This window comes from Streptomyces sp. NPDC020731, assembly GCF_044334705.1.
Taxonomy (GTDB): domain Bacteria; phylum Actinomycetota; class Actinomycetes; order Streptomycetales; family Streptomycetaceae; genus Streptomyces.
Map to the genome: position 1 here is coordinate 16,600 of NZ_JBIRTN010000001.1, position 13,337 is coordinate 29,936.

A 13,337-nucleotide genomic window follows, 5' to 3' on the forward strand; every position below is an offset into this window, starting at 1 on the left:
CTCGCCCGCTGCGGGGGCCGGGGGGTGGGGGGGCGGCCCCCCCGCGTGAATTGCCGCCCACAGGGTTTGCGGGGGGGGGTGGGGGGGGGCGGGGCGGGGGGGGGGGGCGGCCCGCCCCCCCCCCCGGGCCTCTCCCCATGTGTACGAGTGCCTCAGCCGGCCGGGATCTCGTCCCGGTCCTTCGCGCGGCGCCCGGCCACCCGCTGCTTGACGAAGGCGATGGCGAGCACGATGCCGGCGACCAGCAGCGACAGCAGCATCGTCGTACGCCCGTCGTGCTCGGTGTCGGTGAGCATGTACCCGAGCACGAACACGATCAGCGCGGCGCTGGCCCACGTCAGATACGGGTACAGCCACATCCGCACGACCAGCTTCTCCGGCGCCTCCGCCTGGATGATCTTCCGCATGCGCAGCTGCGAGAAGCAGATCACCAGCCACACGAACAGCGCGACCGCGCCCGAGGAGTTGACCAGGAAGAGGAAGACGGAGTCCGGGAACTTGTAGTTGAAGAAGACGGCGACGAAGCCGAACACCACCGACGCGATGATCGCGGTCTGCGGCACGCCCCGGCGGGTGGTCCGGGCGAACGCCTTCGGCGCGTCCCCGCGCCGGCCGAGCGAGAAGGCCATCCGGGAGGCCGTGTAGAGCCCGGAGTTGAGGCAGGACAGCACGGACGTCAGCACGATGAAGTTCATGATCTGACCGGCGTGCGCGATGCCGAGGGAGTCCAGGGCGGCGACGTACGAGCCGTCCTCGGTGATCGACTTGCTGTCCCACGGCAGCAGACAGACCACGACGAAGATCGAGCCGAGGTAGAAGACGCCGATCCGCCAGATGATGCTGTTGGTCGCCTTGGTGACGGCCCGCTGCGGGTCCTCCGACTCGCCGGCGGCCAGGGTGGCGATCTCGCTGCCCATGAAGGAGAAGACGACGAGCAGGATGCCGGTGAGGATGGCACCGGCGCCGTGGGGCAGGAAGCCGCCGTGCCCGGTGAGGTTGGCGAGGCCCGCCTGGTCGGTGTCGGCGCCGGGCAGCACGCCGAAGACGGCCAGCCCGCCGATGACGATGAACGCGCCGATGGCGACGACCTTGATCCCGGCGAACCAGAACTCGAACTCGCCGTAGGAGCCGACGGACACCAGGTTGGTGGCGGTCAGCACCACCATCACGATGAGCGCCCAGCCCCACTGCGGAACGGCCGGGACCCACCCTTCGAGGATCGCGGCACCGGCGGTCGCCTCGACCGCGAGGACGACGACCCAGAAGAACCAGTAGAGCCAGCCGATCGTGAACCCGGCCCACGGGCCGAGCGCCCGGTCGGCGTGCGCGGAGAAGGACCCGGACGTCGGGTTGGCCGCGGACATCTCACCGAGCATCCGCATCACCAGCACCACGAGCGTGCCGACGAGGGCGTACGACAGCAGGATGCCGGGGCCGGCGGTCGCGATGCCGGAGCTGGAGCCGACGAAGAGGCCCGCGCCGATCACGCCGCCGATGGCGATCATCGACAGATGGCGGTTCTTGAGTCCGGCCTGGAGCCCGGAACCGTGTCCTGAGGGGCCGCTGCCGGATTCTCCGGGGCCGCTTCCGGCTGTTTTCAGGGTCGGCTGCGAGGTCATGGAACAGATTTCCTTTGCGCCGTGGGGGAGCTGCACTCCGTATGGGTCTACGGGCCGGACCAGTGAAACGGAGGTCAAAGGATTGGGGAACCTTCGAATCCATATTGTTACTTGAGCTTTTCCTGAGCTTCTGAGATTCTCCTCACTTTTTCGGCAGCAGTACCCGGCGCGCCTTCCCGGTAACCCCCGTGTCACACTCGGACCATGCGCGTGTATCTCGGCTCGGACCATGCGGGCTACGAACTCAAGAACCACCTCGTCGAGTGGCTCGAGGCGGCGGGCCACGAGCCCGTCGACTGCGGCCCGCACATCTACGACGCCCAGGACGACTACCCGCCCTTCTGTCTCCGCGCCGCCGAGCGGACCGCCGCGGACCAGGGCGCCCTCGGCATCGTGATCGGCGGCTCCGGCAACGGCGAGCAGATCGCCGCGAACAAGGTCAAGGGCGTACGGGCGGCCCTGGCGTGGAGCGAGGAGACGGCGGCACTGGGCCGCCAGCACAACGACGCCAACGTGGTCGCGGTGGGCGCGCGCATGCACTCCCAGGACGAGGCGACGAAGTTCGTCGAGATCTTCCTGAGCACCCCGTTCTCCGGTGACGAGCGCCACATCCGCCGGATCGACATGCTCGCCGTCTACGAGACGACGGGCGACCTCCCGCCCGTCCCCTCGCACCACCCGCAGCGGTAGCGGACGGGACGGAGCGGAAGAGTAAGCGAGGGGGGCGACCCGTGCCCGAGGGCCACACGATCCACAGGCTGGCCAAGGACTACGCCGCGGCCTTCGCCGCCGGCACCCCCCTGCGCGTCACCAGCCCCCAGGGCAAGTTCGCCGACGCCGCCGCCCTCCTCGACCGCACGCCGCTGCACACCACCGACGCCCACGGAAAGCACCTCTTCCTGGGCTTCGGCGACTCCGAGCCGGAACGCGCCGAGTGGGTCCACATCCACCTCGGCCTCTTCGGCAAGGTCACCTTCGGCCCGGCCCCGGCGCCGCCGCCCACGGACACCGTCCGGCTCCGCCTCGCCGACGCCACCTCGTACGTCGACCTGCGCGGCCCCACCACCTGCGCTCTGATCACGGACGGCGAGAAACGGGCGGTCCACGACCGGCTCGGCCCCGACCCGCTCCGCCCGGACGCCGACCCCGCCCTCGCGTACCGCAGGATCAGCCGCAGCCGTACGACGATCGCCGCCCTCCTCATGGACCAGAAGATCATCGCGGGCGTGGGCAACGTCTACCGCGCCGAGGTCCTCTTCCGGCACCGGATCGACCCGTACCGCGCGGGCCGGGACGTCACCCCGGCCGAGTGGGACGCCGTCTGGGCCGATCTGGTCGCGCTGATGCGCGAGGGCGTCCGCAACAACCGCATCGACACCGTCCGCCCCGAACACACCCCCGAGGTGATGGGACGCCCGCCGCGCGTCGACGACCACGGCGGCGAGGTGTACGTCTACCGCAGGGCGAACCTGCCCTGTCACATCTGCGGCGGCGGGATCCGCACCGCCGACCTCGCCGCCCGCAATCTGTTCTGGTGCCCGGACTGCCAGCGCCGCTGAGCCCTCAGAACCCGTGCGGCAGCCACGGCGCCGGGTCGCTCCCGAACGCCAGGGACGCCTCCGCCAGCGCGCCCCGCCGCAGCCCGTCCACCCGGCCGGCCGCCGCGAGCGCGGTGAGACTCACCCCGCCCAGATACGCGGCGCCCAACTCCCGTACCGACAGGGCGAGATCGGCCGCATCCTCCGTACGCTCGCAGGACGCGCCCTTGGCGTCCCCGCTCAGCCGCCAACGCCCCGCGTTCCAGGGGCAGAAGGCGTCCTCCACCTCGAACACGACGTCCACCGGCGCCCGGTACGTCCGCGCCTGGAGCGCCGCGCCGACGTCGACCAGCCGTACGTACAGCGAGTCCCGTGTCTCCGGCCGGCACCGGCGGATGTCGGACACCATGTACTGCCACGCCTCGTCGACCGGCCGGCCCCGCACCACCAGCGTCGACGTCAGGTCGACGCCGAACAGGAACCGCCACAGCGCCGCGTCCGCCGCGGGATCCAGCGCGGCCAGGTCGCTCAGGATCACCGACCCGTCGTGCCCGGACCGGCCCCAGCCCGGCTTCACCCGGAACCGCGCGTAGCCGACGGTCTCGCCGCCCCGCTCCGCGACGACACACTGCAGCGGCGACGCCCCGCCCCGGTCGCTCTCCGGATCGTGCGTCCCCAGCCGCTCCCAGCCGGGCTGCCGCGCCAGCATCCCCGCACGCCCCGGGACGAGCCGGGCGTACACCGCCTCACACGCGCCGAGCACGTCGGCGGGCGCCGCGTACCGCAGCCGTACGCCGTCCGTACCGGGCGGGACGGACAGATCCGTACGACTCGTGTCGATCTCGGCGTTCACCTGGAACGTCGCCGCCGCGTACCCGAACCGGCCGTAGATCGCCGGCTCGGACGCCGTGAGCACCGCCAGCGACTCGCCCCAGGAGCGCACGTCGTCCAACTGGCGCCGCATCATCGACCTCAGCACGCCGCGCCGCCGGTGCGTGGCGGCCACGCTGACGCCCGTGATGCCCGCGGCCGGCACGGACTCACCGCCGGGCACGGTCAGCCGGAACGAGAACGCCCCAGCCGTCCCCACGCACTCGTCGCCGTCCCACACCCCCAGAAAACGGTCGAATTCGGTGAAGGAGTTCCACAGTTCCCGTTCCTCGGGGGACTCCGGCACCCCGCTGAAGGCGCGGATCAGCGTCTCGTACCACTTCTCCCAGTCGTCCGGCCGCAGCGCTCGAAGTCCGGTCACGGGGCCCGCCTGCTCGTTCACCATGGGCCATGCCTACCAGGGCCGTACAGGACGAGCGAGGCAATTTCTCCCGCGCGGCCCCACGACGGCGTCCGGTGAAGTTCACTGTGAAGTCGGTCCCCGACAAGAGGACAACCAGGACCTCCCGTGCCAAGTGGCCGGTCCGATGGATAGGGTCCCGAACTAATGGCAGCAGGACGAGAGCGGCGCGCGGAAGCCGACACGTTCACGGCCCGGTTGAAGAAGCAGTGGCACCGGGCCCGCGTCGGCATGCGCCGGAGCGCGGTCGACTACTTCCGGGGGGACGGCTCCGACTGGATCGCGCTCGCCGGACTGCTCCTCGCCGTCCCGCTGATCGCGGCCGGGACACTCGCCAACTCCGTGTGGTGTGCGCCCGCCGCACTGGTCATCCCGATCGTCGCCGGCGGCCTGCTGCTGCGCCCGGCGAGCCTGCTCGGCCTGTACGCCGCCGCGGCGACCGCGCTGATCGTGGAGTCGGTCCGACTCGGCCCCTACACCGAGGGCGCGGCCCGGGTCACCCCGGGCGTGGTCCTCGTCGTCGCCGCCTGCGGCTTCTTCGGGCTGCTCGTCGCCCAGTTCCGCAGCCGGGTGGGCGTGCCCTGGCGGCGCGGCGGCACCATGCTGTTCGACCTGCGCGAACGCATCCGGGTACAGAGCAAGCTGCCGAAGCTCCCCGACGGCTGGCACCGGGAGATGGCCCTGCGCCCGGCGGGCGGACAGTCCTTCTCGGGCGACTTCGTGGTCGCGGCCCGCACCAACGGCGGGCGCACCCTGGAGGTCGTGCTCACCGACGTCTCCGGCAAGGGCATGGACGCCGCCTCGCGCGCCCTGCTCCTGTCGGGCGCCTTCGGCGGTCTCCTCGGCAGCCTCCCGCCGCACGCCTTCCTCCCCGCCGCCAACGGCTATCTGCTGCGCCAGGACTGGGACGAGGGCTTCGCCACCTCCATCCACCTGGTGCTCGACCTGGACTCCGGCGACTACGAGATCTACTCCGCCGGGCACCCGCCGGGCCTCCAGCTCAGCGCGGGCAGCGGCCGCTGGGAGGAGAAGGCGGCCGACGGACCGCTGCTCGGCGTGTACGACGGCGCCCAGTTCGACCCGGTGAAGGGCTCGCTGCGCCCCGGGGACGTGCTGATGCTGTTCACGGACGGTCTGGTGGAGACCTCCGAGCGGGACATCGTCGAAGGCATCGACCGCCTCACCGGCGAAGCCGACCGCTATGTCGCCGGCGGCTTCCACGGCGCCGCCTGGCACCTCATCGAGGCGGTCGCCAAGGACGTCAACGACGACCGGGCCCTGCTGCTCATCTGCCGCGAGGGTCCGACGGCCGCGGCGGCCCGCTGACCCGTGCACACTGGACGGGTGAACGAGACGACACCGCTGCCCCTGGACCGGGTCGAGGCCGTCGCCCGAGCCGCGCACACCGGCCAGAGGGACAAGGCGGGCCGGCCCTACGCCGAACACCTCCGGGCCGTCGCCGAGGGCGTACGGGCACGCGGCGGCGACGAGGAGCAGATCGCGGCGGCCTGGCTGCACGACGCCGTCGAGGACGGCAGGCTGTCGGAGCAGTGGCTGGCGGAGGCGGCGCTGACCCGGCGGACCAAGAGAATCGTCCTCGCGGTCACCAAACGGTCCGGGGAGCCCCCCGAGGCGTACGCGGCCCGGATCCTCGCCACCCCCGGCGCGCTGCTGGTGAAGGAGGCGGACCTGGCGCACAACGCCGACCCGGCCCGTCTCGCCGTACTGGACGGGCCGACCCGCACACGACTGACCGAGAAGTACGCGCGGATGCGCGTACTTCTCGGTCTCGTGACGGGGGAGGGAGACTCCTAGGCGGAGACCTTCTCGCGGGTCTCCCTCTTCTCCTGCCGCTCGCGTTCGCGGGCCACTTCGGCGGGGTCCCGCTTGAACGCCCAGTCCATCCTCGGCTCCATCACGAACCGGAACACCCGCCGCACGGGGGCGGTGCACAGCAGTGTCACCAGGGCCGCCGCCAGGACGCTCACGGCGATCTCGCCGAGCGGCCGGTGCAGCACGGAGTGCTCGAACCAGCCCTGGTAGTCGCCGGCCTTCACCACGAAGCCGTGCAGCAGGTAGCCGTACAGCGTGCCCGCGCCGAGCGCCGTGAACCACATGTGGCGGCCCGGCACCCAGGCGAAGAAGCAGGCGGTCAGCAGCAGCGAGCAGCCGAACATCGCGAGCACCATGACCGGGCCGGCCCACCACGGCGCGCCCAGCTCCTGCGCGGCGTCACGGTGGTAGAACCACGCGGTGTTCATCCGCGGCACCGCCCACCAGCCGAAGGCCAGCGCCGCCGCGAACACCGGCACCGCCGCGATCCGCACCGCCCGGCGCCGCACCCGGTGGAAGTGCTCCGGCCTCATGCACAGACCGAGCACGAAGTAGGGCAGGAACTGCAGCACGCGCTGCAGGTCGAGGTCGTCGCCGATCCCGGGGGTGACACTGGCCAGCACGGCGATGCCGAGGGCCAGCGGCAGCGGGTGCCGCACCGCGTTCCAGATCGGCGTGGTCAGCCGCCACACGAACAGCGCGACCAGGAACCAGGTCAGGTACCAGGGGTCGAGCAGGCTGATCTCCTGCTCCGGGGCGTGGTCGACGACCCGCCGGAACAGGGGATAGGCGGTCTCGAACACGATGTACGGCACGGCGACACCGGTGATCAGCCGGCGCAGCCGGTCGGGCCGCATGTCGAAACTGCGTGAGAAGAAGCCGGAGATGATGATGAAGGCCGGCATGTGGAACGAGTACACGACCGTGTACGCCGCCTCCAGGACCCGGCTGTCGCCCTTGAGGGGCTCCCAGGCGTGGCCGACCGCCACCAGCACGATCGCCAGGTACTTGGCGTTGTCGAAGAAGGCGTCGCGCTGTCTGCCGGACGGTGCGGGCCGGTCGCTGCGCCGGCTCCGCGTGCGCGGGCTCGGCACTCCGGGCGCCGGTGACTGTGCCGGGGGGAGCGGCGTTCTGCGGTTGCCGTACGGTCGCTGCGAGTTCGTCACTGACCCTCCCGGCGGGAACTCGGGGAGTCGATCGGTGGGCTCGCTGCGCTTGCGGGGGACGGGGCAGCGTGGAACATCTGAGGCACCCTAGCCTTGTCCGCGGCATTTCGTAAAACGCCCGACGTCGTACCTGGTATTCGACTCGGATACCCCGGATCGGGGAAAGTGTGCGACGTGGTCGGCGTGATGGTCGACACACCGTGCGCATAAGGTATTTGGTCGCCGCACAGGCCGCCCTTGTCATGATTGTTCCGGACTAAATCACGCATAGGGCCAGCAGGTGACTCAGGTGATATGTCCAGCTTCGGTACGTCTTTCCCGTATCGCCCTGGGGCCTGTTTGGGCACCTGCGGAGACAATTCGAATTAGCTGCGAACGCGTTGTGTGGAGACGGAAACGATCCGGTTGAATTCCCTGCGCGGGTGCTCTTTCGAATTGCCTTGCGACACAACGCCGTTGGTCCGTGCGGACGGCCGCGCGGGGGTGGGTCCGGCCACGCCGGGACGGATGATGCGTCAGCCGCCGCATAGGGCGGCCGTGTTGGTGGCACGATGGTTCTGGCGGGGTGCGCGGGGTCGCGTCGCCCGGGCCGGGGAAGCGGAACCGACCGAGGGTGTGATCAGTTGTGGCCATTTCACTGTCCGTGGTGCTGCTGTTGGCGATCATCCTGGTGGTGTTGATGAGAAGCGGCTCCATCAAGGCCGGGCCGGCGATCGTCGCCGTCCTCTTCGGCTTCTTCCTCGCCTCCACCGGCATGGCCGACGACATCCAGCGATTCCTGGACTCGATAGCCGAGATGATCAACTCCATCAGCTTCTGACCCCGCCCGCCCCGCGCGGAAACGATCCGGGCCGGCCCGGGAACCACCCGGCCCGGCCGACCGGCCGTCCGCCCGACACCACGACCGGCGCCACCGGCACCACGACCGGACCGCCCACCGCCCACTGCGCACTGCGCACCGCGAAGAACCCGCTGAGGACACGCAGGAAGCCCGGAGGCACGACCGACTGTTCGGACCCCGGAAAACGATCAGGGCCAGGCGGAGGAATGATCCTCTGACCTGGCCCTGAGCCGTATGGAGCGGGCGACGGGAATCGAACCCGCGTAGCTAGTTTGGAAGATCGCGTATGCGGATCGGGCCTGACCTGGCGAGTCAGTGACCTGCGGGTTTTCGGTTCACTCTCCGGTGTTCCCCGCTACTCCCCGCCGGCCGCCACCTGATCGGGCACGTGAGAGACACGGACCACCCTCCAGGCTTTCCGCTGTGCTCTGCGGCTCACCCGGCTCGGGGACACACATCATGCGGTGGGCTGGAACGACGGGTTCGCTCGGCAACGGATCGATTCCACGGACCCGTACAGCCACGATATCCGTGGGGATGGGGGAGTGGTCCGGGAGCCTCGTCAAACGCCACCGGAAGGCCTCTGGGACGTCCTTGGCGGGCAACTCCACCATGGCGAGGCTGACCCATCGGTCATAGTTGGTGGGGTATACGCGGATCAAGGCACCACATTCGGGGCAAACTGGCGGCTCGATCCACGTCACGTCGTCGGGATCGGGTCGGGGTGCGGCTGTGGCTCCGTCGGCTTCCGCCATCTCGTTGGCGAGGGTGTTCCAGCACCTCTCACAGAGCCGCGCCATGAGGCTGAACCGTCCGTGCTCGCGCACGGTTGGGTCGACTTTGTCACAGTGATGACATGCGAACTGGTCACGATCCTGAATCGCCCCCATGCACTTGAGTGTGAGCGAATCCGACTGGATCCCAGTAGGTCGCTATTTGGCCTCATTTGGCGATCACGCATCCACCATCCTCAACCCACCACTCACCCCAGCTCCCATCCCGTCCGCCGTCGACCCACACACCGTGGAGCGGGCGTGGTTCAGGGCGTCCAGGTGGAGCGCGCCACTGTACGAACGACCTGGACGCCCTGGGCCGCGTCTGCTCGGCTCTGCCTGGGTCGACGGTGGACGGGATGGGAGCACCCCACAGACACCCCTACGGGCCCGCAGTCGGCGACGGTGCCCCCTCCATCCCGGTGCCGGCCGATCCCCCGCCGGAGGCACTGCTGTGAGGTGCTGCCGACCTACGGTGATCACCTCATGGTCACCGGCCCTACCCACGTGGGCGCGCGTCGGCGCAGCGCGGGCGGAGCGGGCCGAAGGCAGGAGCGGCGCCCGGAGCGGAGCCGGGAAGCGCGCCGGCGGAGCGGAGCGCAGCCGGGCTTGATGAGGTAGAGAAATCTGTAACAAGATCGGCTAGCCGACCGCGCTCCGCTCGGCCAATCCGCGGAGGGATTCAGGAACACGTGGTTCGGAGAGCTGGACCAGATCGCGAATGACCTCGCGGGCCAAGTGGTGATCGTGGACCTGTTCCGGTGCCAAAGCCTCGGATTCCAAGAGTGCGGCTGTGGCCTCGCCGACGTGTCGCCGCTGCGCGTGCGCTCGCGCCACGTCAAGGAGGAAACGTGACTGCCGCTCCGGTGAGAGACCTGATGCGTCGACCTGCTGGGCCACTTCCAGGGCAAGCCCCGCGTCTCCCAACTCGACCGCCGTACTCACCGCGTGGATCTCGACGTTCGTCGGACCGAACTCCGTGTCGAAGTCGTTGCGGTCCTCACCCAAGCGCGCCGCGATCTCGCGCGCCCGGTCGATGTGCTCGTGAGTCCCTCTCCGGTTCCCCTCCCTCGCGTTGATCACCGAGAGAACGAGGTTCATAGCGCCCAACAGCGACAGCTCCTCTGGTGGGCACCCGGGGGCCTCCGCCCTGGGCGCCATGACTGCCACGGCGGACTTCGCTGCCTGCTCGGCCTGCTCCATGTGCTGTTGCCGCATGAACGCGTGCGCCATGCGGAACAGGCTCGCGACAACCTCCATCGGCTGTCCGGCAAGCTCGGCCGCCTGTAGCGCCCGATCGGCCGCGACCCATGCCGCGTCGGCCTGGTCCTGCCGGGTGAAGCTCGCTGCTGCCACCTGGTACGCCTTGGCACGGAGGGAGTGAAGTTCCGTGCGATCGCTCTCCGGCGCGTGACGTACCGCCGCCTCGATGCTCGGCAGCAACTGGGCAAGGTGCTCACTCAGAGCCGCGTAGCTCGAAGCGTGCGCGAGGGTCCAAGCCTCCTCCACGCGCTGACGGAAGTCGGGAAGGGAGGGAACCGGTTCGCCCGGCGACTCCTCGAACAGACTGCCCAAGGCTGGGTGCCCTGTGAGGGCGACGCGCAGCCCTTCAAGGTCGTTGCTCCTGTCGAGTTCTTCGGGCTGGGTCGGCTCAGCCGGCGCGGCATCTGGTCGCACTTCGCGCACGGATACGTTGAGCGCGTCGGCGAGAGCCTGAAGGATCGACAGCCTTTCAACGGGCTGCACGCCCCTTTCGACCTGCGATACCCAGCTTTCCGAGCGCCCCATAGCGGCGGCAAGGTCGCTTTGTGACATGCCTGCGGCGCGGCGTAGCTCCTTGATCCGCTGGCCGAGCGCCTTGGTGTCGGTGCCCGTCATGCCCCTGCTCCGGTCGGGTACTTGCCGGCGTACGGCTGAAGCCGGTCGACCTCGGTCTTCTCGACGTACTTGGTGCGCTCCGCGAGGAAGCGGCGCGTGTGGGGCTGACGCTCGTGCTCCTCGAACGCCTCGCGGTCGGCGTACAGCTCAAAGAAGATCCGCTCATTGGGCGCGCCCTCGACCTCGTGGCACGCGTACACGAGTGTGCCGGGCTCGTGAGCCTGTATGCCCGCTGCGGTCTCCCGGATCAGCGCGTCGAACGCCTCGCCTGCACCCTCGCGAAGAGTGAAGCGAACAAAAAGCCCATAGTTGGCCATCTCTCCTCCTTCTTGTCGCGTTCAGTCTCCCAGAGGCAGACTTCTACTGCTAGTCGCAGCTTTCCTGTTGACTCGCAGTTTTACTGCGAGTAGCTTCGATGGTGTCGGAAAACAAGGCACCCCGGGCTACGTGCGTCCGCCAAGATCACAACGCAGCCCGGGGCTGATCCCACAAGGGGAGGCTCCATAATGCCGTCCTTCAAGATTGACACTTCGACCGCCGTGGTGTTCGTGGCGACCGCGCCGGAACCCAAGATGGCGAACAAGAAGACCGGTGAGCGGGCCATGGACCGGGAGACCGGTGCGGCGCTGTCGACCGTGGGCCTGCTGGTCTCGGACGAGGGAGAGGGCAACCTCTACCAGGTGACCATCCCGGAGACGGGTTACCCGGAGGGGCTGGCGCCGGGCATGCCGGTGCGGGTCGTCGGGCTGAGGGCGCGGGACTGGGAGAACGAGTTCAACGGCCAGAAGCGGCACGGGATCTCGTTCCGCGCGGTCGCAATCACCCAGGTGGCCTGACCATGGCTGACCTGTCGATGTGGCTGGAGGCCACGGGAGCCTTAGCAGGGGCCGGCGGTCTCGGTTATGCGAAGGTCCGCGCTCCGCGCGTGTACTGGTCGCTGGTCGGGATGCCGGTCACCTGGGGCCGGTTCACCTTCTCCTACGCGGCGACGATGGACGTGTGCGGTCTGACGGTGCAGCCGTCCGCCCTGCGGGCGTTCATGACGCGCAACGTGGCCCGCCGTGAGGTGCGGCCCGTTCCGCCGAAGGTGCGCCGGGTGCGTCCGACCTCGACCGGGCTGCGCATCTCGCTGCGGCTGCCCGCGGGGCTGGAGCCGGCCGACCTCGCCGCTTCCTCGCAGCGCCTGCGGCACGCCTGGGGTGTGCAGTCGGTGACCGTGGTGGAGTCCAAGCCGGGGTTCGTGGAACTGCGCATGACCGGCTATGACGTGCTCGGCCGGGTCCGGATGCCGCGCCGTGCCGTGCCCCGTGACCTGGTCGTCCCGGTGGCGCTGCGGGAGGACGGCACGGTCTTCGAGCGGGACTACCGCAAGATCCCGCACGCCCTGACCCTGGGCGCGAACCAGTCCGGCAAGTCGATGTACCAGCGCAACCTGATCCAGGGCCTTGCCCGGCTGCCGGTGGGCCTGGTCGGTATCGACTGCAAGCGCGGGGTCGAGCAGTCCCGGTACGCGCCGCGTCTGTCGGCGCTGGCCACCGACCGCGAGAGCGCCGGGCACCTGGTCGATGCCCTGGTGGCAGAGATGGAAGAGCGCTTCGACCTGCTCGCCCTGCACGGCGTCTCGGACCTGTGGGAGCTGCCCGCGAAGGTACGGCCGGCGCCGCTGGTCGTGCTGATCGACGAGGTGGCGGAGCTGTTCCTGGTGACCTCCAAGAAGGAGGAAACCGCCCGCGATCACACGGTCATGCAACTGGTCCGACTCGGCCAGATGGCCCGCGCGGTCGGCATCTTCCTGGAGGCGTGCGGGCAGCGGTTCGGCTCCGACCTGGGCAGGGGCGCGACCGCCCTGCGGGCCCAGCTCACCGGCCGGGTCGTCCACCGCGTCAACGACAAACAGACCGCCGAGATGGGGTTGGGCGACATCGCCCCGGACGCCGTGGTCTCCGTGACCGGCATCCGGGCCGACCGTCCCGGTGTCGCGGTCGCCGGCGACGCCTCCGGCTACTGGTCGCGCATCCGCACCCCCGAGACCAGCCCGGCTCAGGCGGCGGCGGTCTGCCGCGAGTTCGCCCACTTGGCCCCCGACCTGCCGTTCCTGGCCCCGTTCCGCCCGGCCCTCTGCGCCGATACGGCTGCCGAGCCCGCCGGCATCTAGCCCCCTCCTGCTCACCCGGTCGGCGTGACCGCTGCACGCCAGGTCCCTACCCGAGCCATGCCGAAAACCGAAAGGAGAGATCGCAATGACGATCATCCCGTTCCCGGAGCCCGACCCCCGTCCGGTGGATCCGCTGGAGTCGGCCTTGCTCTCCGCCTGGAACAACTCGCCGGACGTCATGGACGACTACCAGGACGAGGAACCGGAGGACACCTCCGACTCCCCTTGGGCCTGGTGACCGCC

14 protein-coding genes are annotated in these 13,337 nt (G+C 69.9%); 8 read left to right on the forward strand and 6 right to left on the reverse strand.

The annotated features are described in order from the left end of the window. Positions 1 to 152: 152 nt before the first annotated feature. Positions 153 to 1,619, reverse strand: a complete 1,467-nt coding sequence (locus tag ACH4VX_RS00075; protein WP_398364507.1) for an amino acid permease — start codon at positions 1,617 to 1,619, stop codon at positions 153 to 155. 204 nt (positions 1,620 to 1,823) lie between these two features. Between ACH4VX_RS00075 and ACH4VX_RS00080 the strand changes: the two genes are divergently transcribed. Beyond that, on the forward strand, positions 1,824 to 2,309 hold the full coding sequence (locus ACH4VX_RS00080) for a ribose-5-phosphate isomerase (protein WP_398364509.1): 486 nt from the start codon (positions 1,824 to 1,826) through the stop codon (positions 2,307 to 2,309). Between the two features lie 41 nt (positions 2,310 to 2,350). Further along, complete coding sequence (locus ACH4VX_RS00085) at positions 2,351 to 3,178, forward strand: Fpg/Nei family DNA glycosylase (protein WP_398364511.1); 828 nt, start codon at positions 2,351 to 2,353, stop codon at positions 3,176 to 3,178. Positions 3,179 to 3,182: 4 nt separating this feature from the next. On the opposite strand, the gene ACH4VX_RS00090 is transcribed toward ACH4VX_RS00085, so the two are convergent. Beyond that, positions 3,183 to 4,433, reverse strand: coding sequence for a GNAT family N-acetyltransferase (locus tag ACH4VX_RS00090; RefSeq protein WP_398364513.1), 1,251 nt, complete (start codon positions 4,431 to 4,433; stop codon positions 3,183 to 3,185). A 162-nt stretch (positions 4,434 to 4,595) separates the two neighbouring features. Between ACH4VX_RS00090 and ACH4VX_RS00095 the strand changes: the two genes are divergently transcribed. Continuing rightward, a complete protein-coding gene (locus ACH4VX_RS00095) occupies positions 4,596 to 5,774 on the forward strand; it encodes a PP2C family protein-serine/threonine phosphatase (RefSeq protein WP_398364515.1) in 1,179 nt (392 codons plus the stop codon). 18 nt (positions 5,775 to 5,792) lie between these two features. After that, positions 5,793 to 6,263, forward strand: a complete 471-nt coding sequence (locus ACH4VX_RS00100) for an HD domain-containing protein (protein WP_398364517.1) — start codon at positions 5,793 to 5,795, stop codon at positions 6,261 to 6,263. Here the strand turns inward: ACH4VX_RS00100 and ACH4VX_RS00105 are convergent. Beyond that, positions 6,260 to 7,375 carry an acyltransferase family protein gene (locus tag ACH4VX_RS00105; protein ID WP_398364519.1) on the reverse strand — a complete coding sequence of 372 codons (1,116 nt, stop codon included), beginning with the start codon at positions 7,373 to 7,375 and terminating at the stop codon, positions 6,260 to 6,262. The two genes, ACH4VX_RS00100 and ACH4VX_RS00105, sit on opposite strands and share 4 nt — an antisense overlap. A 697-nt stretch (positions 7,376 to 8,072) precedes the next feature. On the opposite strand from ACH4VX_RS00105, the gene ACH4VX_RS00110 reads away from it, so the two are divergent. Next, positions 8,073 to 8,267 (forward strand): hypothetical protein, encoded by a 195-nt coding sequence (locus ACH4VX_RS00110; RefSeq protein ID WP_217127783.1) that lies wholly within the window; start codon positions 8,073 to 8,075, stop codon positions 8,265 to 8,267. Positions 8,268 to 8,623: 356 nt separating this feature from the next. Here ACH4VX_RS00110 and ACH4VX_RS00115 read toward each other — a convergent pair whose 3' ends face one another. From ACH4VX_RS00115 to ACH4VX_RS00125, 3 genes are all read right to left on the reverse strand, one after another. Further along, positions 8,624 to 9,178: a DUF6083 domain-containing protein gene (locus tag ACH4VX_RS00115; protein ID WP_398364520.1), complete on the reverse strand. Its 555-nt coding sequence runs from the start codon at positions 9,176 to 9,178 to the stop codon at positions 8,624 to 8,626. A 525-nt stretch (positions 9,179 to 9,703) separates the two neighbouring features. Continuing rightward, positions 9,704 to 10,939 (reverse strand): helix-turn-helix domain-containing protein, encoded by a 1,236-nt coding sequence (locus ACH4VX_RS00120; RefSeq protein WP_398364522.1) that lies wholly within the window; start codon positions 10,937 to 10,939, stop codon positions 9,704 to 9,706. Further along, entirely contained in the window at positions 10,936 to 11,256 is a 321-nt protein-coding gene (locus ACH4VX_RS00125) for a putative quinol monooxygenase (RefSeq protein ID WP_398364524.1), read from the reverse strand. The genes ACH4VX_RS00120 and ACH4VX_RS00125 overlap by 4 nt, the downstream gene beginning before the upstream one ends. A gap of 189 nt (positions 11,257 to 11,445) precedes the next feature. On the opposite strand from ACH4VX_RS00125, the gene ACH4VX_RS00130 reads away from it, so the two are divergent. From ACH4VX_RS00130 to ACH4VX_RS00140, 3 genes are all read left to right on the forward strand, one after another. Beyond that, positions 11,446 to 11,775, forward strand: a complete 330-nt coding sequence (locus ACH4VX_RS00130; protein ID WP_398364526.1) for a hypothetical protein — start codon at positions 11,446 to 11,448, stop codon at positions 11,773 to 11,775. A 2-nt stretch (positions 11,776 to 11,777) separates the two neighbouring features. Further along, the gene (locus tag ACH4VX_RS00135; RefSeq protein WP_398364528.1) at positions 11,778 to 13,094 is read left to right on the forward strand and encodes an FtsK/SpoIIIE domain-containing protein; all 1,317 of its coding nucleotides are present in this window, start codon (positions 11,778 to 11,780) and stop codon (positions 13,092 to 13,094) included. An 85-nt stretch (positions 13,095 to 13,179) separates the two neighbouring features. Then, positions 13,180 to 13,332, forward strand: coding sequence for a hypothetical protein (locus tag ACH4VX_RS00140; protein WP_398364530.1), 153 nt, complete (start codon positions 13,180 to 13,182; stop codon positions 13,330 to 13,332). The last annotated feature ends 5 nt before the right edge of the window (positions 13,333 to 13,337 follow it).

Excerpts from the sequence above, each read along its gene's own strand:
- ACH4VX_RS00095 (WP_398364515.1), top strand. The coding sequence starts at position 4,596 with ATGGCAGCAGGACGAGAGCGGCGCGCGGAAGCCGACACGTTCACGGCC.
- ACH4VX_RS00140 (WP_398364530.1), top strand. The coding sequence starts at position 13,180 with ATGACGATCATCCCGTTCCCGGAGCCCGACCCCCGTCCGGTGGATCCG.
- ACH4VX_RS00075 (WP_398364507.1), bottom strand. The coding sequence starts at position 1,619 with ATGACCTCGCAGCCGACCCTGAAAACAGCCGGAAGCGGCCCCGGAGAA.
- ACH4VX_RS00135 (WP_398364528.1), top strand. The coding sequence starts at position 11,778 with ATGGCTGACCTGTCGATGTGGCTGGAGGCCACGGGAGCCTTAGCAGGG.
- ACH4VX_RS00125 (WP_398364524.1), bottom strand. The coding sequence starts at position 11,256 with ATGGCCAACTATGGGCTTTTTGTTCGCTTCACTCTTCGCGAGGGTGCA.
- ACH4VX_RS00090 (WP_398364513.1), bottom strand. The coding sequence starts at position 4,433 with ATGGTGAACGAGCAGGCGGGCCCCGTGACCGGACTTCGAGCGCTGCGG.
- ACH4VX_RS00120 (WP_398364522.1), bottom strand. The coding sequence starts at position 10,939 with ATGACGGGCACCGACACCAAGGCGCTCGGCCAGCGGATCAAGGAGCTA.
- ACH4VX_RS00080 (WP_398364509.1), top strand. The coding sequence starts at position 1,824 with ATGCGCGTGTATCTCGGCTCGGACCATGCGGGCTACGAACTCAAGAAC.
- ACH4VX_RS00130 (WP_398364526.1), top strand. The coding sequence starts at position 11,446 with ATGCCGTCCTTCAAGATTGACACTTCGACCGCCGTGGTGTTCGTGGCG.
- ACH4VX_RS00115 (WP_398364520.1), bottom strand. The coding sequence starts at position 9,178 with ATGGGGGCGATTCAGGATCGTGACCAGTTCGCATGTCATCACTGTGAC.